Consider the following 24,546-nt stretch of genomic DNA (forward strand, 5'->3'; position numbering starts at 1 on the left):
TTAATTTTCCCGACAGTTTTTTATTTGCTGTCGGGAAAATCAATTCATTATTTTGTATATTTTTGATCGATTGCTTCTTTAATGATTTTTACTGACGCATCAGCTGATTCTTGTGGAGTTTTATTTCCTGCAGCTGCTTCAAACATTAAGTTTTCTGCGCCTGTCCAAATTTCACCCATTTCTGGAATATTTGGCATTGGTTCAGCATTCGCATATTGCGCAATAACAGCATTGGTTAACTCATCATTTTTACCTTTTGCAACTTCTCTAGCTGCTTGGTTAGCTGGTACTTCATTCGTTGCATCATAGAATTTTGTTTGGTTGTCTTTATTCGTTACGTAATCTAACCATTTTTGTGAAACTTCTTTATGTTTTGAGTAGTTGCTAATAACCCAGCCTTTTCCACCAGCAAATGGTTTGTAATTTTTGCCATTGTCTAATGTTGGAATTGTAGCTACACCGTAGTTAATTTTAGCCTCTTTGTAGCTTTGAGCTGCCCAAGGACCACCAAGAATTGCTGCTGTTTTCCCTGTCGTGAATTGCTCTGCAATAAAGTTATCTGCACTTTTCACATCTTGCATCCCTTTTGGCCATACATCTTTAAACCATTTTGTAGCATAAGTGATCCCTTCAACTGCACCTTTATTATTTAACCCAATGTCTTTTGGATTTGTTCCTTCATCTCCAAAGACATAACCGCCATATCCTGCTAATAGACCGTATGAGAAATAAAAATCTGTCCATTTTGCTAAGAATGCTGTGTTTTTTCCTGCTTCTCCTTTAAAGTCAAAACGCGGATCTTTCGCCAATTCTTCAACATCTTTAAACGTTTTTGGTGCTTCAGTAATTAAATCTTTATTATAGTAGAAAACGAGTGTTTCAATTACTGCTGGTTCGCCAAATATTTTGCCATCAACTGTTACTTGTGCTTTATCTGTTTTATCGTATTGTTCTTCATTGCCTAATTTTACCTCAGCAATATGACCTTGTTGCCCTAGTGGACCAATTCTATCATAAGCAGACATCATAACATCTGGTGCTTTCCCTGCTGGGCCATCTAAAGAAAGGGCTTCCAATTGATCGAACATATCTTTTTCAACTACTTTAATTTTAATATCGTTTTCTTTTTCAAAATCCCCTTTAATATCTTTTACATAATCAACGTATCCTTTAGCAACGGATACTGTCAAGGTTTTATCATCTGCTGGGGCATCCTTTTTACTTGAACTGCCATTCCCACATGCAGCTAATGTTAAAATAACTGATGCTGAAAGTAATCCTAATGCCATCTTCTTAAAACTTTTTTTATTCATCTTTAAATTCCTCCTTAAAAGTTTAACGAGCTCCTTAATACAAAACTTATTATGACTTGAAAATCTACTGTTTGCAAACGTTTTCTCAATGTTACCGCTAACAGAAATCATTTCATTTGCTAAGAAAAACGAACCTAGTTAAAAACCAAGTTCGTTTCTCTTTTTATTTTTTTAAAATAACAAATCCGTTTTGTTTAAGATGCCATTTTTCATCTATTAATTCAGCAGATTGTTCCATTAAAAGGGTTCCATGATCGTTTACAGTATATGCAGCATCTCCTTGATTGAAGTAGGCTACAATCGTTTCGTCATTTGCTGTTCGTCTAAAGCCGACTACCTTTTCATTTTCCTCAATTAAATGCCACTCTAATGAACCAAAACTCAACAACTCTTGATGCTCTTTTCTTAATTGAATTAATTTTTTGGTAAATTCAAATAATGTTAAGTCCTGCTTGTCTTTGTCCCAAATCATACATTTACGGCAATCAGGATCGTTAGCACCATCTAACCCAATTTCAGTTCCATAATAAATGCATGGTGAACCGTGTTGTAAGAAAGTGAAGGCCAGTGTTGCTTTTGCTAATTCTTTGTCTCCATTACAAATGGTCAATAAGCGTGCTGTATCATGTGAGTCTAACATATTAAACATTACTTCATTGGTTTGTTGACGGTACAACATTAATTGTTCGTTTAAGCCTGAAACCATTTTAGTTGGAGCGATGCTTTTCTTAATAAAGAAATCTTCAATCGTTTCGGTATAAGCGTAGTTCATTACGCCGTGAAACTCATCGCCTTGTAACCAACTTTGAGAGGAATGCCAGATTTCACCTAAGATATAAAAGTCTTTTTTCAAGGCTGTTGTTGCTTGATAGAACTTTTTCCAAAAATGATGATCGACTTCGTTAGCAACGTCTAAGCGCCAAGCATCGATATCAAATTCTTTGATCCAGTATGTGGCAATATCAAGTAAATAATCTTGCACTTCCGGATTTGCTGTGTTCAATTTAGGCATATGTGGTGTAAATGCAAACGTATCATAAGAAACCGTCCTAGCTCCTTCAAAGTTGCCATTTTCACCAATTGCAACAGGGAAGCTATGAATATGGAACCAATCGACATATTTTGATTGCTTGCCATTTTTTAAGACATCTTGCCATAATGGGGACTTGTCTCCTGCATGGTTAAATACCGCATCTAACATCACTTTAATCCCTCTTTGATGGGCTTTACCGACTAATTCTTTAAAGGTCTCTTTACTTCCAAAGGCTGGATCAATTTCAAAATAATCAATGGTATCATATTTATGATTTGAACTCGCTTTAAAAATCGGGCATAAATAAAGACCGTTAATCCCAAGCTCTGTTAAATGATCTAAATGGTCGATAATTCCTTGTAAATCACCACCGTAAAAATCGGTTGTGTCTGGATGTTCCTTGCTTCCCCATGCTAAGGCTCCTACTGGAGTAATACTTGGGTCACCGTTTGCAAATCGCTCTGGGAAAATTTGGTACCAAATCGTTTTCTTAACCCAATCTGGTGCTTTAAAGCGATCAATTTCATGGAAATAAGGCATTCTGAAATAATATCCTGCAACTTCCCGGACTTCTTTCGTATCTTCAAAGCTTCCGCGATCTCCATAAAAAACGGTTTCTTGATCTTTTCCAACTAATGAAAAAGCATATTGTAAACGACGGTAAGGTGCTTCAACAACAATTTGCCAGTAATCATGAATTTCCGTACTAGCAAGTAATGTCATTGGCTGTTGTTCTTGGTACCATTGATCTTCTCCAAATAAATAAGGATCGCCACTAATTAAAAAAGCTGTTGTGACATCATCTTTTTTCGTTCTCAATCGAATGTGAAATTCTCCCTCTTGATATAAATACGCGTACTCACTATCTGGTCTGTGTAAAATTGCTGATTTTTCCATTTCTATTCTCCTTTAAGTTTTATTACCAAGCATCCGTATGGTGCTAAGTGAATCTGTTGATTTTGTATATAGTTGCCATCGTTTTCAAGTAAAATATCACCTGCTTGCTCTGCTTTGGAACAGGTTATTTGCTTAGGTGTATCTGTTAAATTGCAGTAGATATTCGCAGTTGAATCCTCAATCGAACGTGTGTAGCAGTAAAACTCATCTGACGTTTCTTGTAATTGGAATACACCGGTTGTAAATAAAGATGTTTTTTTAAGCGCTATCATTTTTCTGTAGTAATTTAACACACTATTTTTTTCAATGTCTTCTGTGGCAACAGTATCTTCTTTCGATTGATTGACGCCACTCCATGGGGCTACTTTTGAAAATCCTGAATAGTCACTTGCATCCCATTGCATTGCTCCACGACTAACATCTTTACTGCTGCTATTTAGCATTTCTAAGATTGCAGAATCAGAATAGCCTATGCTTGTTGCCTTTTCATAAAAACGAACAGCACCTGGATCTTCATAGGCTGCCAAGTCTTTCATTTTTAAATTGAGCATCCCCAACTCTTCTCCATACAAGATAAACGGAATTCCTTTTTGTAAATACATTAAAGTCGCTAACATTTTACTGCTATTTTTTCGGTACTCAGGTCTTTCATCACCAAATCGGCTTGCGATTCTTGCCATATCGTGGTTGTTCCAATATAACGTTGGACCACCAATTGAAGCTAATTTAACTTGCCATTCTACCATTACATTTTTAAATACATGATAGTCTAACGGACCTTTTTGCATTCCTGCTGGTAATAACGGGTCTTTTTGGCTTTCGTCTTCAACAAAATGTCGAAAAGAAATGACTGCGTCACACTCATCTTTTGTTTGATCTGTATAAGCAACTGCTAAGTCAACATCAGCTGAAGCAGCTTCTCCAACAATAAATACATCCGGCTTAACACGTCGAACTTCTTTAATAAAATCACTTAAATATTCATGTACTTCTGGTAAATTGCTATAAAATTCTTCCGCAATCGCAAGTTCTCCTTCTGGTACATTCGCTACATCTGGATAATTTTTTTCTTTTGCAATATGAATAAAAGCATCTAACCGAAAGGCATCCACGCCCTTAGCTAGCCAAAATGTTGCAATGTTTAGCATTGCTATGCGTACTTCTGGGTTTTTCCAGTTTAAATCGGGCATTTCTTTAGCGAATAAGTGAAAGTAATATTCTTTTCGATCAGGAACCTTTTCCCAAACCGATCCACCAAAAAAGGAAGCCCAATTATTTGGCAATTGACCTGTTTCTTTTTCATCTGCCCAAAGATAGTAATCCCGATATAAACTATCAGGATCATGCAAGGCTTCTTGAAACCACGGATGTTGATCTGATGTATGGTTTAAAACGAAATCAAACATAATTTTAATTCCAAGCTGATGCGCTTTTTCAATCAATTCTTCGACATCCGTCATTGTGCCAAAAATCGGGTCGATTCGGTAATAGTTTGATATGTCGTAACCGTTATCAATTTGAGGTGAAATAAATATTGGATTTAACCAAATGACATTTACCCCAAGTGAGTGAATATAATCTAATCGCTGGATAATCCCTTGTATATCACCAATTCCATCATCATTCGTATCTTGAAAACTACGAGGATAAATCTGATAGACAACAGCTGACTGCCACCATTGTTTATTCATGTATGCCACACCTCCACCATTGTTTTTAAATTCTCTCTAAGCTTAAACAAAAATTGAAGTGGTGACAATCACAATTCAATTGTTACCGCTAACATTATTTTTGGATTAAAAAAAACAGCTTGACTCATAGCCAAACTGCCTGTTAGTTATTCTGGTTTAATTACAGGAACCGTCGATTCACGAATGACTAGTTCTGGTTGAAAAAAATGACTTCCTTGTGGAGCGCCCTGTTGTTCAATTTTATTTAACAGCATTCTAGCGCAATCAACGCCCATTTCAATGACGGATTGCTTCACGGTAGTCAATGGTGGTGAAGCAATTTGATCTAGAAAAACACCATCATTCCCAATAATGCCATATTCTTGAGGGATTTTCCCTCCTAATGTCAAGATGCTACGCTCGATGCCAATCGCCAATCGATCCGAACTGCAAATAAAAGCTGTGCCTGGTTTGAATTGGTTCCAATTTTCTATGATAAACTCCGAGGAATAACGCGAACGATTTTCAAATCGATGGATTACTGGTACCAGACCATGTTGCTGCATAGTATTAATATAACCTGCTTCTCTAGAATATTCAAAAGGTTCTTTGACATTAATGCCAATAAAAACAATGGAGGTAAATCCTTGTTGAATAGCATGTTGTGTTGCTAAAGTGGTACCGTATTTGTTATCTGTGTCAACAAAATCATACCCATGATGATTCTCTCCAAATAACACAACTGGTTTTTTAGCACCTTCAATCCAACGATAGTCTTCTTCTCGCATACCTGTGATTATATACCCGTCACATGCACCAATATCAAAACTATTTTTAGTGACTAGTTGCAATGTATAGTGATATTTATCTAACTCTTTTGCGATACCTGTTAATAAATTCATATAGTAAGGTTCCGTCGTGTCCATTTCTTCCAAGATAAAAAATTTAATGACTTGAGTGCGATTATTTGCTAACGCCTTAGCTGCCACATTTGGGCGATAATCTAGCTCTTTCATGGCTTTAAAAACTAACTCTTTCAATTCATCTGTTACTTGTTCAGGATGATTGATTACTCGAGAAACGGTCATTTTTGAAACATTTGCTCTTTTCGCCACATCTGTCAGCGTTACCATTAATTGATTCACCTCGGTTAAATTTCCAACTGCTATTTTCTATATTATGACTTCTTGTTACAGAAATTTCAAGTCTCTCTTTACAAAAAAAGCTAGCCTGGATAGGCTAGTTTTTAATGATTGACTGGTATTTCTGGTGACACACTGTCAGCTGCTTTATGTTTTGCTATACATTCTGGACAAGTGCCATACATTTCCATACGATGATGAGTGACTTCAAAACCCGTTAAGTTAGAAGCAACCACTTCAACATCATCTAATCCAGGATAATAGATGTCAACAATTTTTCCGCATTCTTCACAAATAGCGTGGTAGTGCTGAGTTGATGTAAAATCAAAACGACTTGAAGAGTCTCCATAAACCATTTCTTGTACAAAGCCAATCTTAGTAAATAATCTAAGGTTGTTGTAAACTGTCGCTACACTCATATTTGGAAAACGATCTGCTAGAGCACGATAAATCTCGTCCGCAGTCGGATGGCTTTCAGATTCAATTAGAAATTCTAAAATAGCATAACGTTGTGGGGTAATTCTAATATTTGAGGCTTTTAATTTCTCAATTGAATGAACGACTTGTGAATTTTTCATTCGACTTCCTCCTTGACTTTAATTCCGTTTAGTTGAATAAGTGATGATTTTTTTAATAAATTAGGAAAGGATTGATTTAGTTTTATAACTAAGAATCGTTCTTTATCCCTTCTATCATACTGCTATTTCCCTCTTTTTGCAACGATGATGACAAATTGTTCATTTTTTAGCCACTAAGCGTTGCACTTCTCTCTTTCGACACTTACAATAAAGGAGCAGTGTTATCAAATAGGAGGGATTTTTATGTTAGATCATACGGAATCAAACCGTTTAGCCAATGAAGCTAGACAAGTTATTGTAGGTGGAGTTAATAGTCCAAGTCGTTCGTTTAAAGGCGTTGGTGGTGGAGACCCTGTTACAATGGTCAAAGGAGATGGCGCGTATCTTTTCGATGTAGATGGCAATCGTTATATTGATTACTTAGCAGCTTTTGGGCCTATTATTACAGGTTTTAATCATCCTCATATTGTTGAAGCAATCAAACGTTCTGCAGAAACTGGTGTGTTATTTGGAACACCTACTGAGCATGAAATTAAATTTGCTAAAATGTTAACGGATGCGATTCCATCAATGGATAAGGTTCGTTTTACAAACTCAGGAACTGAAGCCGTTATGTCTACTATTCGGGTTGCAAGAGCTTATACCAATCGTGAATTGATTGTTAAATTCTCAGGTGCCTATCACGGTCATTTTGATTTGGTTTTAGTTGAAGCAGGAAGCGGCCCCTCAACCTTAGGTGCAAGTGATTCTGCTGGGGTTACAAATGGAACAGCGAAAGAAGTAATTACAGTGCCTTTCAATCAGGTAGAACCCTTTAAACAGGTTATGGAAAAATGGGGGCATCAGGTTGCTGCTGTATTAGTTGAACCTATTATTGGTAACTTTGGAATGGTGGCTCCAGTCCCTGGTTTTTTAGAAGCGGTAAATGAAATCGCTCATGAATTTGGTGCGCTTGTTATCTATGATGAGGTTATTACCAACTTTAGATTTAGATACGGTGCTGCGCAAGATATGTTAGGAGTCATTCCTGACTTAACTGCTTTTGGAAAATCAATCGGTGGTGGATTGCCAATTGGGGCTTACGGCGGTCCTGACAAAATTATGAACACTGTTGCTCCTCTTGGCCCAGCTTATCAAGCAGGAACAATGGCGGGCAATCCTCTTTCTATGCAAGCCGGAATTGCTTGTTTAGAAGTATTGCAAGAACCAGGTATTTACGAACGTATGGCAAATTTTGCTGAACAATTAAAAGATGCGTTATTAGCAGCGGGAACTGCCCACAATATTCCAACTGTTGTAAATCAAATTGGAGGTTCCTTAACCGTTTATTTTTCTGAACATCCTGTTGTCAATTATGAAGATGCAAAAAATACGGATTCAGAACGTTTTGGTCGTTTCTTCAAATTAATGTTAGATGAAGGAATTAATTTAGCTCCAAGTAAATTTGAAGCTTGGTTCTTAACTATTATGCATACTCAAAAAGACATTGATGATACAATTGTTGCCATTAATAATGCCTTTTCTAAACTAACTTAAACTAGATTTCGAACAACTTCTTCTACTATTTTAGTGAAAATAGCAGAAGAAGTTGTTTTTCGTTTAAATTTTAGATAAAAGCTTTGCTTAAATGAAGAATATCGCTTACTATTAACTAAAGAAGATATTGGAGTTGACTTTTTCTATGAAATTAGGCGCTCGGACTTTAAAAACAGGCTTAGCAATTGCCATTGCGCTATACTTAACACACTTAGCAGGCATTACTTATGTAACGTTTGCTGCAATTTCTGCAGTCTTTGCCATGCAACCTTCGGTCAAACGATCTCTTAAAACCTTAAAAGATCAAACCATCGGGAATTTACTAGGCGCTGGAATTGCCATTGGGGCATTTTTAACCGTTGGAAATAGTTTTGTTGTTATTGGAATTGCTGCAATTATTCTAATTGCTATTCTTAACCGCTTTCGACTAGATAGTGTAATTGGACTGGCAACAGTAACTTTAATCGTTGTTATGATGACTTCAGAAGATAGCTTTATGCTTTACGCTTTGTTGCGTTTTTCTTCTACTATGATTGGGATTCTAACAGCATTTATTGTCAATACAATCTTTTTTCCACCACGTTATGAAGAAAAGCTTTACCATGTAGTCGACTATGCCACAACTGAGATTTTAAAATGGATTCGGGCTAGTGTTCGTAAAAATACTGAATATCCATTTTTGAAAAAAGATTTAAAATGGGTAAAAAAACAAATGGAAAAAATGGATTTTTATTATTCTTTATTTAGCGAAGAAGATGTTTATTTTAGAAAGACTCGGTTTCAAAATTTAAGAAAAGTTGTGGTTTATCGTCAAATGATTTCAACTACTAAGGCAGCTTACAATTTATTGAAAACCATTCATAATAATGAAAATGCCTTTAATAATTTCCCTCCTGAGTTGCGAATTTTAATTCGCGAACGGTTGGAGACTCTCCTAAGCGCTCATGAACAAATTCTTTTAAAATTCAATGGTCGAGTTCCTGCTGGCAGTGTAAATTTTATTGCAAATAATCGTTCGTTACGTAAAGAATTTATGCAGTCCTTTTTCGATGAAGCCAGTACGGAAGAAAATATTAAAGATGATTATTTACAAAGCAACTCCGTCATTCATATTATGTCTAGCATTTTAAATTACGAAGAATATTTAGAACATTTAAATGCTCTTGTAACTAGTTATAAAGGCAATCATTGGAATCCATCGTCAGATATTTCAAATATTGAAAATGTAGAACAATAAAAAAAACAATGAGCAAATTTTGCTCATTGTTTTTTTATTTAATTCCACTTGTTGTATCAATGGGTTGTGTTAAAGATTTTTCAAATAGTTCGATATAGAGAGCTTTTCCAGCACTGTTCATTGTTATGCCATCTGCTTCTAAGGTAGTTTCTATAGGTTGATTTTGCTCTTCTAAATAAGAACTATATTGATCATGAAGATCAAAATAAAGAAAGTGTTCTTCTGTTTCAATTTCTTTTAAATTTTCTAAATAGCTTACATAGTTGATAGATCTAGAATTATATGCTTCTTTTAAGGTACTACTTGGTGGGGGTGTCACTAAAATCACCAGCGCTTCTGGCAGTTGTGCTCGGATATCTTCCATAAGTTGAACAAGGTAATCTTTTGAATTGGTTAAACTAATATCAATTTCTTGATCTCCCACTACAGGTACTTGAAAAAAAACAACATCAGGTGCATTACTTGCTAGCGTAGCCACCGAATTTTGAGTTATTAATTGGTATGTACTTGGGTTTGGAATAGAGACAGATTGAATCGCCAAGTCTGCTACCTTCAATTCTTTACCAATCCAGTTTTGCAAAGGTTCGATTACTTCAGGCTGCTGTTCTTTTCCTCCAAAAAATGAAACGGAGACTTTTTGTTTTTTAGCCATCACTAATTTTAGATAATCAATAGTAGCTATGCTTTCTCGGTTACTTTCAATTTCACTTATTTCTTTTTCTTCTTGTTTTTTTTCAGATATTTCTTTTTTTACAATTTTAGTTTTTCCATGATTAATCATTGCCTCTTTTTTAGTTTCTGCATAGTGAGAACCTGCTATAATTACTCCAGCAGTCACCATAATACTCACCAATAAAAAAAGGATGTTTCTTTTTTCCATCTTAGCATGACTCCTTTCTTATGTACTATTTTATTATATCATATTCATCATAATGATTGTTAAAAAAAAACACCTCATAAAGAGGTGCTTTTTTTTATGAATCATCCTTGTCATCCAATTTTAAAACCCATCATTTTTGTGACAATTGTTGATAGCGTTCATACCAAAGTTCAACGTATTCTTTAGAAAAGGGACCTTTTTCTTCATTGATCCATTCTACAAGAACTTTAACATTTTCCTTTAAGATATGATCGATATCATTTGGATATTGCCACTTTTTACGGTGAGCTTCATATTCGTCTACATCTAATAGGCGTTTTTCTCCGTCGGGAAATACCTTGATGTCTAAATCATAATCAATATATTTTAACGCTTCTTCATCCATTGTATAGGGTGAAGCTAGATTACAATAATACGAAATCCCATTTTCGCGAATCATTGCAATGATGTTAAACCAATAATGCTTATGAAAATAAACAATTGCTGGTTCTCTCGTGAGCCACCTTCTGCCATCTGCTTCAGTTACTAGTGTGTGATCATTGCAACCAATTACCGATTGTTCACTCGTTTTAAGAACCATAGTATCTCGCCATGTGCGGTGTAAACTGCCATCATGTTTGTAGCTTTGGATGGTGATGAATTCTCCTTCTTTTGGAACACGCATCCCATACCCAACTTTCTGATTCCTCAATAAAAAAGAGAAATAATTTAATAATTAACAGTTTTACTTCTTCTTAACTCAACAATATTATATCACATATAATAGCGTTTATCTAAATTATTCCGTTCATCTATGTAAAAAAACCGTTTCTCCCCTTTAAAAGAAACGGTTTTTTTATTTTAATTGTGAAAAATTCAAACGTTTATCGTTGATTCATTTGAATTAACAGTTCTAGTTTAGTTTATTAATCTAAAAAAAGAAATTCTTTTTCTTTTTTTATTTCACTTAATTTATCACGTAAATTTTTCCAATCCGTATCACTTGGAATTGGATCCCAAATTAACATTCGGTTTTCAGATAACTTGTAAGGAATATTAAAAGTATCCGAAACAATTAAATCCGTTTCTTTCGTCTCTTCATCAGTAAAAAATAAATGGTATTGTGTCATTTTAGAAAGCTCTTTTTTTAAAATCGTTTCTAAAATTTTACTATGAGAAGAATAGAGGTAGACACTTATAGGGATTGTATAATTTTTCACATCAATTGAAACAAACAATGTTAACATGTAGCTAGGAAAAAGGAATTCTTTGTTATAGTAATACTTTGAGAAAGAATCAAATTCAATGCAATTTTGGTAGGTGATTTTTACTAATTTATAAAAAGAAGGATATATCCGATCAAAACGTTTTGTTTTTAACGGTTCTTCAAATGGCGATAAAAGTCCTTCAAATAAGAAGGCATACATATGGATGCTAATTAAATTAGCTAACAAAATATTGTATTGATCTTTCTTTAATGGTTTTGATAAAAAATGATTTAAGCTCTCAATAAATTGGACTGAAGCCACTTTAAATACTTCGTTATTTTCATTAATTGCTTCTAAAAGTGGAAGCATTTTATCATCGTACTCGACATAGTAAATATTGTACATCATTACAACATAATAAAAATAAACTTCTTCATCAATTTGTTGTATCGTAAGTTCACTATTTATTTCTAGACAGAGTTTTGTAATTTCTTTTTTATTTTTCAGATAGGAAGGATTCTTTTGTAGCATTCTTTCAATTTCAGGTAGCGCTCCAATCAATTCATTTTCTTTCACTCTCATTAAGGTAATTGCAAACCATAAATCAAGCTTATTTTCATTGATTAAAGTATTATTTTCTAGGTAATTTTCAGGATAAAGTAATTGTCTCAACTTTTTTATAAACTCTTTAGAATAGGGAAATGGCCAATTGACACTTGTTCTTGTTTCCCAGAAGAAAGAATAGAAAAAATAGCGAATCATTTTCTCTTCCCCAATTATTTGAATTTTAGAGGCTTGTTGTAACTCTAAGTTGAACTGAGCTAATATCGTTTTGACGCTATTTATTTTACGATAAGTTGAGGCTTGGCTTAAGTAATAGTCCTTTGCGTATTGCGATGTACTTTTTGTCGTGTTAAAAAAACAATCTAAAATTACCTGATATTCAAAAGATTTCTTTAAATATAAATGAATCAAACGATCTAATGAAAACTCATTACTAAATTTAGCAACAAACAATTTATTTTCTATTTTGATTGATAGAGTCTGAATGCCTAATTCTTCTAAATCTTCTATTAAAGACTCAACTGTTGTTGTCAATGTTTGAGTTGAGCAGCTTAGCTCTTTTGCTAAATCACTAATATTATTTAGTTCTTTATTGTCTTTAGCTATCTTCAATAAGCGAATTTTTCGAGTCTGCAGTCTGTCTAAAAAATGTTTCATTTAATTTTTTTACCCCCAACTAAATTAATCAAATTTACGCTATTTTCATCTTATCTTATTCATTATATACTAATCCATGCCAAAAAGGAGAGAAATAGGGGTTTTCTCTCCTTTTTATTATTTAAAATTAAAAATCGTTTGTGTTTTGACCTTATTTATTATTTATTTATCTGTCTGCAGTTCTTAATCTAACGAGCTTAAGATACCTTTGAAAATGTTTCTTGAACAGAGTTACCTTTTTGTTCTACATTTCTTTTTTCATTTTTTTCTACAACACTTTGAATTAATTGATCGACAAATCCTGACATCTTCAATCTCCTCTTTTCGTTTAAATTTACTATAAAACTAAAAGTTTTTTATTAAATAACTAAAAGCTTACTTGACTTGATAATGAATTATAGCATTTCTACTTTTAATTATGAATGTTTTTGTTTGGAGTATCAGGTTGTATTCGGGTGATTTAGCTCTATAAAAGCTATTCTATCAGTCTTGTTGATCCTTTTATCGTTTATTTGACCATTTCTTAAAAAAAATGATAAAAGACATGAACTTCTAGTCAGAAGTTCATGTCTTTTAATCTTTAAATTTAGTTAAATAAGCTTGCCACATCTTTTGTTGCGGACCTGGAAAAGTATACTGGTCAAATTCACTTGGATGTACCCATTTACAATTCTTTGGAAGTTCTTCATGATCATTGTCTTCAATTAATTGTCCAAAGTAGACTGCGATAAACCATTTTAAATGACTAAAAATATGTTTCACTTCAACAAATGGTTTTTTTAGCCAAACTGGTTCTACTTGATAGTTTTCTTTTATTTCCTTTGTTAAATTTTCTAAAGTCTGTTTTTCGATGTCTTCAGGTTGCTTACTCGTCAATCCACCTAATGGTAGGAGAGTATTTTCAATAATTGGTTCTTCCTCTACCAAAGGAAATGTCCACATATTTGCCAATAAGCCTTTTTCTTCGCGTTTCTCCAATAAAAATTCACCACGATTGTTTTTGATAATCGCTCCTATATAGTAGACCGGTTTTGCCTTTTTCTTTTTACTTTTTACGGGATACTGTAACATCGTTCCTTTTTCAAATGATTGACAAAATTCATTGATTGGGCAAAGATTACAAGTTGGCGTTGTTGGCGTACAGGTGCTAGAACCTAAATCCATCATCGCTTGATTAAAATCCCCTGGTTTATGGGGATCGATAATATCTGTCATAATTTTTTCAAAGGTTTTTCTTGACGCGGGTTTTGCAATATCTTCACTGATTTCAAAGAGCCGACTAACCACTCGCATCACATTTCCATCTACTGCTGGTATTGGTAACTGAAAAGCCATGCTTGAAATAGCTCCCGTGGTATAAGGACCAATTCCTTTTAAAGTCGCAATCAATGCTGGATCTTTTGGCATTTCGCCATTAAATTCCGTTACAATTTGAATTGCTGCCTTTTGTAAATTTCGAACTCTCGAATAATAGCCCAAGCCTTCCCACGCTTTTAGCAAAACATCTTCATCGGCATCGGCTAAATCCTGAATTGTTGGAAATAAATTCATGAAATTTAAATAGTAAGGAATGACCGTATCTACTCGCGTTTGTTGCAACATAATCTCTGATACCCAAATTCGATAAGGGTCATTATTTTCACGCCAAGGTAAGGTTCTTTTTTCTAAATCGTACCAACTTAAAAAAGTTGCTTGAAAATCTTTTATTTTAGTTTTAGACCAATTATTCAGCTCATTTGTCATTCGTCTTCTTCCAATTCCTTTTCTTCAATAAATTGATTAATTAAGTCTCCTGGAAAACCTTTTTGAAAGAGACTTGTTTTCACTTTTTGAATTTTTTTAAATCCTTTGATACGTTCATTTTTACACCAGAGTTTTTCACCTTGTTTTTTTAATGCTTCGTATTCATCCTCATCATCTTTAACTGTATCAATATTTTCTAAAACAATAGAAATAACTTCACTCGAAAAACCTTTTTGCATTAAAGTTTGTTGCACTTTATGACGTGTTTCCCTTGAAGAATGTTCAGTCGCTCTTCGTATAACTTTTGCTCCAATAGCCACACCATTTTCTACCATCTGCTCAAAAGGATATTGTTCAAGAGCCTTTAAAATCGTTGCTTCGTCTAAACCTCTACGTTTTAATTCTTGTTTAATGACAATAGGACCTTTACCACCAATGTTGGCGCCTGTTCTTGTATAACTTTCTCCGTAAACTAAGTCATCAATATATTTTTGTTCTTTTAATTTTTCAACAACACTTATCACAGTTTCTATAGTAAACTCGTGTTTTAACAGATCGTCACGAACTTCTTTTTCCGAACGCAGACCATAATTCAAGTAATTTAAAGCTCGATTATAGGCTTTCCAAAGTCCATCTTCCGTTTCTAATTCTTTTTGAAAACTTTCAGTTACTTCCATGCCTTTGTGAAGAACATATTTCACTAAAATAGCTTCATCTATTGGAAATGCGTATTCTCCATCTAAATAAATATTGTAGCGTTCACTACGCTTTTGCGCTTCTATTTTTGTAATTACAGGAATTTTTTTGGTTGATTCTTGTTTTTTTTTTTCATTCATTTGATTCATTCCCTTCTTCACCTTTAGCTCCCTTGCTTCCATACTAGTTTATCATTAGTATAACATAGAAAAGCTTTTGAAAAAGATTGTTTTGATGTTTCATAAAGTGAGTTTTACTTGACCAATCATGTTATAATGATAACAGTTAAAAAATATAAGATTGGAAGGTATTTATGAATCCAGAACATACAATTGAAATTGGTCAACGATTTCCTCTTACGATTAAACGTTTAGGAATTAACGGCGAAGGGATTGGCTATTATAAACGCACCATCGTGTTTGTAAAAGGCGCTTTACCAGAAGAAGAAGTCGTGGCTGAAGTCACTGAAATCATGCCGCGTTTTGCTACAGCAACTATTAAAAAAATCAGAAAACCATCAAAAAATCGTGTGACTCCTCCTTGTGAAGTATACGAAGCATGCGGTGGTTGCCAATTACAACATCTCTCTTATAATAAACAATTAGATTTTAAACGTGATATGGTTTTACAATCTCTTGAAAAATTTAAACCAGTAGGTTTTGAAGAATTTGATATCAGACCTACTATAGGAATGGATGATCCTTGGCGTTACCGGAATAAAGCTCAATTCCAAGTTCGTAAAAACGAAGACGACAAAGTCATTGCTGGTCTATATGGCGAGGGATCTCATAAATTAGTAAATATTGATAATTGTTTGGTTCAACGACCTGAAACAACAAAAACGGTCAATATTGTTAAACAACTTCTATCTGACTTAGATATTCCAATTTATGATGAAGTAAAACACAGTGGAATCATTAAAACCATTGTCGCTCGTGTTGGGATTGAAACAGGTGAAGTTCAATTAGTTTTAGTAACAAATAGTAAAAAACTTCCTAAGAAAAAACAATTTTTAGAGCAAGTTAAACTTCAGTTACCAGAAATTGTCTCAATCATGCAAAACGTCAATCAAGAAAAAACGTCATTAGTCATGGGCGAAGAAACGATTCATCTTGCTGGAAAAGAAAGCTTAACTGAAAAATTAGACACACTAGAATTTGATTTGTCCGCGCGTGCATTTTTCCAATTGAATCCTATTCAAACTAACGTGTTATATGATGAAGCTAGAAAAGCACTTGATTTACAAAAAGATGAGACTTTAGTAGATGCTTATTGTGGTGTTGGAACTATTGGTCTGAGCTTAGCAAAAGATGCCAAAGAAGTCCGTGGGATGGACACCATTCCAGAAGCCATTGCTGATGCAAAGGAAAATGCAATCAAAATGGGATTTGACCACGTTCGTTACGAAGTCGGAAAAGCAGAATCATTGTTGCCACTTTGGTTAAAACGTGGCTTTAAACCTGATGCTCTTGTAGTTGATCCACCAAGAACTGGCCTTGATCCTGAACTAATCAAGGCAATCGTCAAGGCAAAACCTAAAAAAATGGTTTATATTTCTTGTAATCCTTCCACTTTAGGAAGAGATTTAGAAAAATTATCACGAAGCTATAAAGTGGACTACTTACAATCTGTTGATATGTTTCCACAAACAGCTCGTTGCGAAGTAGTTGTAAAATTAACTGCAAAATAATCAAACTTTAAGGGGGGAAATTCGACTATGAATTTTCTCCTTATCAATTTCAAATTATAATAGACTAATTTTTACATCCATGTATTTTGATAGGAGTGTATGAAATAATGAAAGGAGACAATAATGCTGTGATTGTTTTAGCAGGAATGATTGGTGCTGGAAAAAGCACCTATACAAAATTAATCTCTGAAGCACTTGAAAGTGACGCATTTTATGAAAGTGTTGATGACAACCGAATTTTAGAAAAATTTTATGAGGACCCTAAACGCTGGGCTTTTTCATTACAAATTTATTTTTTAAATACTCGTTTCAGAAGCATTAAACAGGCCTTGCAACATCAACATAATGTTCTTGACCGTTCTATTTACGAAGATGCCTTATTTACAAAAATTAACCATCAGCAAGGAAATATGAGTGATGCTGAAATGGATACTTATCTTGATCTATTAGACAATATGATGGAAGAACTTGATTCATTGCCGAAAAAGGCTCCTGATTTATTAATTTATTTAAGAGGTTCCTTAGACACCGTCCTATCTCGAATCAAAAAACGCGGTCGAAGTTTCGAACAAATTGATGGAAATGAGGGGTTATTAGATTACTATACCTTACTTCACAGTCATTATGATGATTGGTTCGACCAATACGATAAAAGTGCAACTCTTGTGATTGATATTGATCAACATGATTTAGAAAATCCGGCCGATGCAGAAAAAATCATTCAGCTAATCCATAATAAGTTAGAAAGTATGAATTAAAAAATAGGATTGAATTTAACCGTTAATGGTTATTCTCAATCCTATTTTTCCGTATTTATGCAATCCGTTTCTTTTTATCATTTAATTTTAGCATAAAATGACCACCCCTAAAAATAACAAATTTTTTTGAATAAAAAAGAAGACTTACTAAATAGTAAGTCCTCTTTTGCAAATTTATTCTACACTAAATGGAGCAGGTGCATTGGTACTCACACCAAATTCATAAGCGATTGCTTCTAAAATACGTTCAGAAGCTTTTCCATCACCATATGGATTACTTGCTTCAGCCATTTGCTGATGCGCTTTTGGATCATCTAATAATTGAGTCATAGCCGCTAGAACATCTTTTGTTTCAGTTCCTACTAGTTTTAGCGTCCCTGCTTTAACACCTTCTGGACGTTCGGTTGTATCGCGTAAAACCAATACTGGAACACCTAATGAAGGAGCTTCCTCTTGAACACCACCAGAATCACTCATAATCATGTAGCTTCTAGCTGCTAAGTTATGAAAATCAATAACATCTAATGGATCAATTAAATGGATGCGTTCGTGGTTACCTAAGATAGTACTTGCTGCTTCTTGTACAACTGGATTTAGATGTACTGGATAAACTACTTCCACATCAGCATGACTGTCCACGACTTTACGAATCGCATGGAAAACGCGTTCCATTGGTTCACCTTGATTCTCTCTTCTGTGCATAGTCATCAAAATTAAACGATTGTCTTCTTTGATTTTAGCTAACACTTCATGCTGGTACTCTTCTTTAACCGTCTCATTTAAGGCATCAATTGCCGTATTTCCTGTAATAAATATTTTATCTTTTGGATGATTTTCATTCACTAAATTTTCTTCGCTTTCAACCGTTGGAGCAAAATATAAATCGGATAAGACATCCGTTACTTGGCGGTTCATTTCTTCTGGGAATGGAGAGTACTTATTCCATGTTCTTAATCCCGCTTCAACATGACCTACCATAATTTGGTTGTAAAATGCAGATATTCCTGCTGCAAAAGTTGTTGTTGTATCGCCATGAACTAACACGATATCTGGTTTTGCTTCTTTCATTACATCTTCTAAGCCAATTAAAACATTCGCTGTAATTTGAGCTAAGGTTTGGCGATCTTTCATCACATTTAAGTCATAGTCTGGTTTAATGTTAAAAATGGATAATACTTGATCTAACATTTGACGATGTTGCGCTGTTACAACTACGATTGATTCGAATCGATCACTTTGACGCTCTAATTCTAAAACTAATGGAGCCATCTTAATAGCTTCTGGTCTAGTTCCAAATATCGTCATTACTTTTATTTTCTTCATAATTTCAATTCCTTTAAAATGTATTTTCTAATGTCTAAAATAATTGTACCATAAAATAAAAAACAAACAAACCTGTATCTCGTTTGTTTGTTTTCTATTATTACAAACCTAATTGTACTTTTAAATTTTCAGAAATTTTTTGTAACTCTTCTGGTGCTATAATTTGATATGAAACACCATTAATCATTTCTCCAGTACCTTGCATTTGAATTTGCTCAACATTTCCTGCGGCTGCTTTATATTTCCCTTGAATGTCCATCATATCATCAAAGGTTAAATTTGTTGCCATATTATTCCCCATCGCGTTTAAAATATCTTTATATCTCGTCAAAGTTGAAAAATTAGCCGCTTTTTTAACAATTGCTTCAATGACTTGTCTTTGTCGACCTTGTCTACCATAATCGCCAGTTGGGTCTTTATAACGCATTCTTGAGTAGGCCAAAGCTTTTTCACCGTCTAAATGAACTGGACCTTTAGTAAATTTGATATTATCTTGGCTAAAGTCAAGTGGACTATCCACATCAACTCCTCCTACAGCATCCACAATCTCTTTTACTCCCTGCATATTAATTTCAATATAATAATCAATTGGGATATCTAATAAATTTTGAACAGTGTTGATCGCCATTGTCGTTCCACCAAAAGCATATGCATGGTTAATTTTATCTGTTGTACCATGACCTACAATTTCAGTATACGTATCTCTTGGAATACTTACAATTTTTGTTTCATTTTTTTCTGGATTTACGGTAACGACCATCACAGAATCAGAACGTCCTTGTTCAGTTCTTCCTAAATCACCAGTATCTACTCCTAATAACAAGACAGAAAAAGGTTGTCCTTTTTCAATATTAATGGGTGTTTTCCTAGTTTCTTCCTTATCAACTTTTTTATACATCTTATCTGTTGTTTTTGTAACATCATGATACACCTTATAGGCATACGCTCCCATTGCACCTACTGCGAGTAAAAAAATACATAGAATCCAAATTAAGATTTTTTTCATTTTAGACATAAGTTCCTCCTTGAAATATTAATTCATTACAACAAACTAACCTCATCATTTCTTTAAACTCAAAATTTTACCTAGCAATTTTTTAATATATTCTTTATTAATGAAACAAAGGAAAATAAATACAACTGTATTCGAAATCAATTCGTATTGTGTATTCATATTTAAGTTTAAAATCCCTATTTGAACACTAATTAGAGCTATATTCAAACAAATATTTAATTTATCTAAATTTAGGTTAATCAAACTCTTTGTATCTCTCATTCTAATAATCCATGTCACAAAAAAACTAATCATGACGGATATGGAAGCACCAGTTAATCCAAAAATAGGAATAAGAATAAAATTCCCTATTATATTAACTAATGCTCCAAATATTGATGTAATAAAAACCCCTTTCGTTTCTTTTGCAGCAATATAACTTGCTGTTATAAAAGAAGAAAAGCTAGAAAATACAACCCCTAATAATAAAAATGGTATATATTTCCAAGTTATAAAATAGCTTGTTTCAACTGCAAAAGAAAGTACTGGTTTTAAAAAAACAAGAAAAATAGAAGAGCCTATAAACATAACGAAGGTAAAGAAATTAAAAATTGTAGAAAAAAAGTTGCCGCTTTCTTTTGAATCGAATTCTTCAATTGCTGATAACTGCCATGCTTGAAAAAAAATGGAATATAAGATAGATAGCAAACTTGGAAATTTATTTGCAACTGCATATAACCCATTTGCTGATAGCCCTAAATAATACAATATAAAAAATCGTCCAGACGCATTAGTAATCCACCACATCAAAGAGTTTGGTATTAGAGGAATACTATATAGCAACATCATTTTTATCAACTTTTTATTGATTTTTTTCCAATAAAAATATTGATTAATTTTTAAAAAAATTACTAAATAAAGAATCCCAATAATTGTTGATAAAATCATTGACAGTAAATATCCAGAAATACTCATTTTTAAATAGACTATGAATACTAAATTAAAAAATAATAAAAAACATGCAACAATTACTCCTGAACTTGCAAATAAGCTTACTCTTCCAATGCCTCTAGCAAACTGAGAGAAGATAGAATAAAAAATTTGTAAAAAAAGCAATATATATAATGGTAGAAGCAAATCAGACTTCATAAAATTGAGTGCCACTGGATATAGTAGCAACGATGCTACTGATCCAATAATTGAAACGACAATTCCATTAGTTAAAACAGACTCTTTATCCGCATCTTGATCCATTACAAATCTCAGAACAGCATCGAAAATACTTAAAGATACTATTGGTAACAACAAATTAGTCGAAGTAGTAATTAAATCTGTTACTCCATATTCGCTTGGAGTTAAATAGTATGTGTACAGAGGAACTAGTAAAATAGCAACTAGTTTTGTACCAAGGTTTCCAATTGCAAAAATTAATGAATTATTTAGTAATTTTTTATACTTATTCATATTTTTCTTCACTTGATACGAATTGATCTTTCCATGTATTGATTTTATTAGCATCTAATACTATTTCAGTATTAAAATTTGATACAATCATTTTTTCTAATTTTCCGTCTAATTCATCGCGTTCTATGCAGGGTATATTATTAGTTATTTTTATTTCCCTTGCACGATTATCAATTGCTAAAATAATAGAACGTTTAAAATTTTGAATAGCAAAAATTCCACCGTGTAATCTTGAACCTACATAATCAATATCTTGTTTTAAGATTTTTCTATAACTTGCTAGATTAGGTGTGACAACTTTCACTCCTTTTTCTTGACCAAGATCAACTAAGTAGTCATAATCCTCAATACATTGTGGCCAAAAATAAACTTCCGAATAGTTTCTTTTTAGTATATCAATCATTAGACTATCTAATCTTTCATTTTTTGCATATTCATAATGCGTTAATGTAAAAATTACACTTTTGGATTTTTCTTTAGGGATTTGCTTGCAATGTTTCTCATCTATATTCCACAATGTTGGGCATCCTGTGTTAATGGCTTTATAGCCTAATTTCTCAATCATTATTTTAGTTTTCTCGTCTCTGACACTGTGAATAAATTCTTTGTTCAATAATTTTTTATACAAAAATTTTGTGTATAAATTAACTTTTTTCGCATTTTCACCACTACCCACACCTAGTAAAATTGAAGAGTTAGCAACTTTAGTATTAAACACATTAATATTCCAGACAGGCATAGGTCTTAACATATTTTTAAATAACAAGTTTGAGCCACATACAAATTTAAAGTCTGCATTTGAATAATTCTCAATATATTTTCTTGAATATACGTTTTGAAACTTATAATAAGTTGGAGTATGTGTTGGAAAGGTCATACAGTAATTTTCTTCAAATAAATACGCCATATTTTCTTTTATAGATTCTACAATAATTTCGTCTCCCATATTTAAAGAAGCTATGGATGTATCAAATATTAAAATTTTCTTCATTTTATCATTCCTATCTGTAAAATTTGTAAGGATATATTACATTCCATTCTGGGCGGTATAATTGAATTACAAAGAAATATACCAAACATACAACAACTACTAGAAATCCGATTATTAGTTTGAGTTTTTTATCTTTTAAATTGCTAATTATTCCTGGAATATATAGTATTGAAAAAATACTGAAATAATCAGTAGCTCTCGCAATTAAATTGAAATTTAGTGATAATACAGTTAATGAAATACTAATCATAATGTATACTGTCATCATGTTCCACTCTTTATATGAAAATTGTTTAGAATCTAAACTAGGTTTAAACACAAGACCAAAAATAAAAATAAGACTTAGTACTAATAAATTCATAATTGAAGCCAATCTAACTTCTCCATTCATATAAATACTACCTATATAGCTATTATACACGGGGAAGATCCTTAAAAAAAGATTTAAAATAGGAATGTATGCAATATATCCAACGATTGTTATTATCGAAAATATAGCTATACTGATTTTATTAATTTTAATTTTTTTAAGTACTATCGCCAATAAAAAAACTAGTGCGGTATTATGAAATAAAGAGGCAAATAGTATCAAAATAAATGCAACCACTACTTTATCTTTTCTTAAATAATTCCAAGCAAGAAATACAATACTTAAAGCCAATTGTTGTCTAATTAAGTTAACTGAGTTGCCAAAGTAACCTAGTGTTAAAAATAAAAAGATACTAAAAACAGGTGATGCAGAGAATTTTTTAATAAAAAAATAATAAGCCGTATAGATCATAATAGAAGTAATGATTATAATAGACTGGCTATTAGAAAATAAAAATGCTATACATTCATTTAACTTAATATAACCTATCTCAAAATTTGTATTTTTCAAATCAATTTGTCCAAATTTCACACGTTCAAAAATCATTAAATAAGATCTCGTATCATTTCCTATACTACTGTCCCTAAATGCAGATAAAATAAAAAATGGCACTATCGCAATAAAACCATAATTCTTACTTTTTATTGAGGAAGTATCCATTAAATATAATATTAGCAAATAAATACATAGTGCTACATATACCAACAAAATAATAACCTCCTCATTAATTCGTCATTGCTAAATACATTTCCTCTAACTTTTTAGCTTCCAATTCAATATCATAATTTTTCTCTTTAATTTTTCCGTCCGTTTTTCCTCTAATATAATTTTTCTCTAGATTAACAATTTGCATTGTATTTTTCAGTGCCTCTTCATTTATGTCAATAAAATAAGAACCGCAAAGATCTACTTCTTTGCTTATAGTATTGCTAAACATGCATGGTAACCCCGACGCTTGAGCTTCAATTCCAGCTACTGGTAATCCTTCGTATAACGAAGGAAGAATAAATAAATCCATTGCTTGATAATATTTTTCAACTTCCTGGTTAAATCCTACAAAAATTATATCTTTATAAATATTTAGCTCCCTAGCTTTATGCTCAATGTTTTCTTTTAAAGGACCTTCACCTATTAGTAATAATTTTGATTGATTATTTATTACTTGATATTCTGCAAAAATATCTAATAAATACAAATGATTTTTTTGCTCAGCATATCTTCCTACATGACCGATAACAAACTCATTAATTAATCCTAATTTCTTACGGTATTCATCTCTTATTATTGAATCGTATGAAAAACGCTTCAAATCAATCGCATTATTTATTAGTATAAATTTTTTATTTTTAAATAGTAACTCGCCAGCTTCAGTTGAACAAGCAAAGAAATAATTCGCATTTTTAGTTATATTTTTTGAAAAAATCTTATTTCGAATTGAACCAATTTTACTTTCAGAATAGTTAGTCGCATGACTATGGGCGATTCTATTTTTCACTCCCAATTTCTTACTGATTCTTAAAGCTAAATTCCAAATAGAAATTGTATGATAATGAATAATAGGGTAATCGTGGTTACTAAAAAAATATGTTACCTCTTTTTTTATTCTAAAAGGATTCTTTTTATATTTGCTACTAATATAAAAAATTTTCCCTCCTAATTTATTTATTTCGTCTTCGTAATTTTCTTTTTCTGAATCAAAACACAAAAAATCAAATTGAATTTTTTCTCTATCAATATTTCTGTAAAAATTCATTATCACGCTCATTACACCACTTCTTTTATCTAGAGTGTTAGGCAAGTGTAATATTCTGATAGGAAACATT

20 protein-coding genes are annotated in these 24,546 nt (G+C 32.7%); 4 read left to right on the top strand and 16 right to left on the bottom strand.

The genetic code is table 11. The features are described from left to right. Positions 1-47: 47 nt before the first annotated feature. The 5 genes from BR52_RS06900 to BR52_RS06920 all read right to left on the bottom strand — a co-directional run bounded on the left by BR52_RS06900 (position 48) and on the right by BR52_RS06920 (position 6,633). Positions 48-1,313: an extracellular solute-binding protein gene (locus tag BR52_RS06900; RefSeq protein WP_034570706.1), complete on the bottom strand. Its 1,266-nt coding sequence runs from the start codon at positions 1,311-1,313 to the stop codon at positions 48-50. 163 nt (positions 1,314-1,476) lie between these two features. Continuing rightward, entirely contained in the window at positions 1,477-3,243 is a 1,767-nt protein-coding gene (locus BR52_RS06905) for a glycoside hydrolase family 13 protein (RefSeq protein ID WP_034570709.1), read from the bottom strand. Between the two features lie 2 nt (positions 3,244-3,245). Further along, complete coding sequence (locus BR52_RS06910) at positions 3,246-4,934, bottom strand: alpha-glucosidase (RefSeq protein WP_034570713.1); 1,689 nt, start codon at positions 4,932-4,934, stop codon at positions 3,246-3,248. Positions 4,935-5,080: 146 nt separating this feature from the next. Continuing rightward, entirely contained in the window at positions 5,081-6,046 is a 966-nt protein-coding gene (locus BR52_RS06915) for a LacI family DNA-binding transcriptional regulator (RefSeq protein ID WP_034570716.1), read from the bottom strand. 113 nt (positions 6,047-6,159) lie between these two features. Further along, positions 6,160-6,633 carry a Fur family transcriptional regulator gene (locus BR52_RS06920; RefSeq protein ID WP_034570719.1) on the bottom strand — a complete coding sequence of 158 codons (474 nt, stop codon included), beginning with the start codon at positions 6,631-6,633 and terminating at the stop codon, positions 6,160-6,162. A 243-nt stretch (positions 6,634-6,876) separates the two neighbouring features. Here BR52_RS06920 and BR52_RS06925 point away from each other — a divergent pair, with 243 nt between their 5' ends. Both BR52_RS06925 and BR52_RS06930 read left to right on the top strand, forming a co-directional pair. Further along, a complete protein-coding gene (locus tag BR52_RS06925; protein ID WP_034570722.1) occupies positions 6,877-8,169 on the top strand; it encodes a glutamate-1-semialdehyde 2,1-aminomutase in 1,293 nt (430 codons plus the stop codon). Positions 8,170-8,314: 145 nt separating this feature from the next. Continuing rightward, on the top strand, positions 8,315-9,406 hold the full coding sequence (locus BR52_RS06930) for an FUSC family protein (RefSeq protein WP_034570724.1): 1,092 nt from the start codon (positions 8,315-8,317) through the stop codon (positions 9,404-9,406). Between the two features lie 34 nt (positions 9,407-9,440). Here BR52_RS06930 and BR52_RS06935 read toward each other — a convergent pair whose 3' ends face one another. The 5 genes from BR52_RS06935 to recX all read right to left on the bottom strand — a co-directional run bounded on the left by BR52_RS06935 (position 9,441) and on the right by recX (position 15,273). Next, positions 9,441-10,286: an SGNH/GDSL hydrolase family protein gene (locus BR52_RS06935; protein WP_034570727.1), complete on the bottom strand. Its 846-nt coding sequence runs from the start codon at positions 10,284-10,286 to the stop codon at positions 9,441-9,443. Between the two features lie 130 nt (positions 10,287-10,416). Beyond that, entirely contained in the window at positions 10,417-10,950 is a 534-nt protein-coding gene (ntdP, locus tag BR52_RS06940; protein ID WP_034570730.1) for a nucleoside tri-diphosphate phosphatase, read from the bottom strand. 241 nt (positions 10,951-11,191) lie between these two features. Beyond that, positions 11,192-12,694 carry an AcpB/EbpR/MafR family transcriptional regulator gene (locus tag BR52_RS06945; RefSeq protein ID WP_034570731.1) on the bottom strand — a complete coding sequence of 501 codons (1,503 nt, stop codon included), beginning with the start codon at positions 12,692-12,694 and terminating at the stop codon, positions 11,192-11,194. A 573-nt stretch (positions 12,695-13,267) separates the two neighbouring features. Next, positions 13,268-14,437: an A/G-specific adenine glycosylase gene (mutY, locus tag BR52_RS06950; protein ID WP_034570733.1), complete on the bottom strand. Its 1,170-nt coding sequence runs from the start codon at positions 14,435-14,437 to the stop codon at positions 13,268-13,270. Beyond that, positions 14,434-15,273, bottom strand: coding sequence for a recombination regulator RecX (recX, locus tag BR52_RS06955; protein WP_034573604.1), 840 nt, complete (start codon positions 15,271-15,273; stop codon positions 14,434-14,436). The genes mutY and recX overlap by 4 nt, the downstream gene beginning before the upstream one ends. Positions 15,274-15,446: 173 nt before the next feature. On the opposite strand from recX, the gene rlmD reads away from it, so the two are divergent. Beyond that, the gene (rlmD, locus tag BR52_RS06960; RefSeq protein ID WP_034570736.1) at positions 15,447-16,823 is read left to right on the top strand and encodes a 23S rRNA (uracil(1939)-C(5))-methyltransferase RlmD; all 1,377 of its coding nucleotides are present in this window, start codon (positions 15,447-15,449) and stop codon (positions 16,821-16,823) included. A 107-nt stretch (positions 16,824-16,930) separates the two neighbouring features. Then, positions 16,931-17,581, top strand: coding sequence for a deoxynucleoside kinase (locus tag BR52_RS06965; protein WP_034570739.1), 651 nt, complete (start codon positions 16,931-16,933; stop codon positions 17,579-17,581). A 174-nt stretch (positions 17,582-17,755) separates the two neighbouring features. Here BR52_RS06965 and wecB read toward each other — a convergent pair whose 3' ends face one another. The 6 genes from wecB to BR52_RS06995 all read right to left on the bottom strand — a co-directional run bounded on the left by wecB (position 17,756) and on the right by BR52_RS06995 (position 24,545). Next, the gene (gene wecB, locus BR52_RS06970) at positions 17,756-18,904 is read right to left on the bottom strand and encodes a non-hydrolyzing UDP-N-acetylglucosamine 2-epimerase (protein ID WP_034570743.1); all 1,149 of its coding nucleotides are present in this window, start codon (positions 18,902-18,904) and stop codon (positions 17,756-17,758) included. 100 nt (positions 18,905-19,004) lie between these two features. Beyond that, on the bottom strand, positions 19,005-19,919 hold the full coding sequence (locus BR52_RS06975; RefSeq protein WP_034570746.1) for an LCP family glycopolymer transferase: 915 nt from the start codon (positions 19,917-19,919) through the stop codon (positions 19,005-19,007). Between the two features lie 45 nt (positions 19,920-19,964). Next, entirely contained in the window at positions 19,965-21,362 is a 1,398-nt protein-coding gene (locus tag BR52_RS06980; RefSeq protein WP_034570750.1) for a lipopolysaccharide biosynthesis protein, read from the bottom strand. Then, positions 21,355-22,353, bottom strand: coding sequence for a polysaccharide pyruvyl transferase family protein (locus BR52_RS06985; RefSeq protein ID WP_034570753.1), 999 nt, complete (start codon positions 22,351-22,353; stop codon positions 21,355-21,357). The genes BR52_RS06980 and BR52_RS06985 overlap by 8 nt, the downstream gene beginning before the upstream one ends. Before the next feature lie 10 nt (positions 22,354-22,363). Then, the gene (locus BR52_RS06990; RefSeq protein WP_034570757.1) at positions 22,364-23,431 is read right to left on the bottom strand and encodes an EpsG family protein; all 1,068 of its coding nucleotides are present in this window, start codon (positions 23,429-23,431) and stop codon (positions 22,364-22,366) included. 16 nt (positions 23,432-23,447) lie between these two features. After that, a complete protein-coding gene (locus tag BR52_RS06995; RefSeq protein WP_034570760.1) occupies positions 23,448-24,545 on the bottom strand; it encodes a glycosyltransferase family 1 protein in 1,098 nt (365 codons plus the stop codon). Position 24,546: the final 1 nt, after the last annotated feature.

This window comes from Carnobacterium divergens DSM 20623, assembly GCF_000744255.1.
In the GTDB taxonomy this organism is placed as follows: Bacteria; Bacillota; Bacilli; order Lactobacillales; family Carnobacteriaceae; genus Carnobacterium; species Carnobacterium divergens.

Coding starts and splice junctions, on each gene's coding strand:
- BR52_RS06900 (WP_034570706.1), bottom strand. CDS start 1,313: ATGAATAAAAAAAGTTTTAAGAAGATGGCATTAGGATTACTTTCAGCA.
- BR52_RS06905 (WP_034570709.1), bottom strand. CDS start 3,243: ATGGAAAAATCAGCAATTTTACACAGACCAGATAGTGAGTACGCGTAT.
- BR52_RS06910 (WP_034570713.1), bottom strand. CDS start 4,934: ATGAATAAACAATGGTGGCAGTCAGCTGTTGTCTATCAGATTTATCCT.
- BR52_RS06915 (WP_034570716.1), bottom strand. CDS start 6,046: ATGGTAACGCTGACAGATGTGGCGAAAAGAGCAAATGTTTCAAAAATG.
- BR52_RS06920 (WP_034570719.1), bottom strand. CDS start 6,633: ATGAAAAATTCACAAGTCGTTCATTCAATTGAGAAATTAAAAGCCTCA.
- BR52_RS06925 (WP_034570722.1), top strand. CDS start 6,877: ATGTTAGATCATACGGAATCAAACCGTTTAGCCAATGAAGCTAGACAA.
- BR52_RS06930 (WP_034570724.1), top strand. CDS start 8,315: ATGAAATTAGGCGCTCGGACTTTAAAAACAGGCTTAGCAATTGCCATT.
- BR52_RS06935 (WP_034570727.1), bottom strand. CDS start 10,286: ATGGAAAAAAGAAACATCCTTTTTTTATTGGTGAGTATTATGGTGACT.
- ntdP (WP_034570730.1), bottom strand. CDS start 10,950: ATGCGTGTTCCAAAAGAAGGAGAATTCATCACCATCCAAAGCTACAAA.
- BR52_RS06945 (WP_034570731.1), bottom strand. CDS start 12,694: ATGAAACATTTTTTAGACAGACTGCAGACTCGAAAAATTCGCTTATTG.
- mutY (WP_034570733.1), bottom strand. CDS start 14,437: ATGACAAATGAGCTGAATAATTGGTCTAAAACTAAAATAAAAGATTTT.
- recX (WP_034573604.1), bottom strand. CDS start 15,273: ATGAATGAAAAAAAAAAACAAGAATCAACCAAAAAAATTCCTGTAATT.
- rlmD (WP_034570736.1), top strand. CDS start 15,447: ATGAATCCAGAACATACAATTGAAATTGGTCAACGATTTCCTCTTACG.
- BR52_RS06965 (WP_034570739.1), top strand. CDS start 16,931: ATGAAAGGAGACAATAATGCTGTGATTGTTTTAGCAGGAATGATTGGT.
- wecB (WP_034570743.1), bottom strand. CDS start 18,904: ATGAAGAAAATAAAAGTAATGACGATATTTGGAACTAGACCAGAAGCT.
- BR52_RS06975 (WP_034570746.1), bottom strand. CDS start 19,919: ATGTCTAAAATGAAAAAAATCTTAATTTGGATTCTATGTATTTTTTTA.
- BR52_RS06980 (WP_034570750.1), bottom strand. CDS start 21,362: ATGAATAAGTATAAAAAATTACTAAATAATTCATTAATTTTTGCAATT.
- BR52_RS06985 (WP_034570753.1), bottom strand. CDS start 22,353: ATGAAGAAAATTTTAATATTTGATACATCCATAGCTTCTTTAAATATG.
- BR52_RS06995 (WP_034570760.1), bottom strand. CDS start 24,545: ATGTTTCCTATCAGAATATTACACTTGCCTAACACTCTAGATAAAAGA.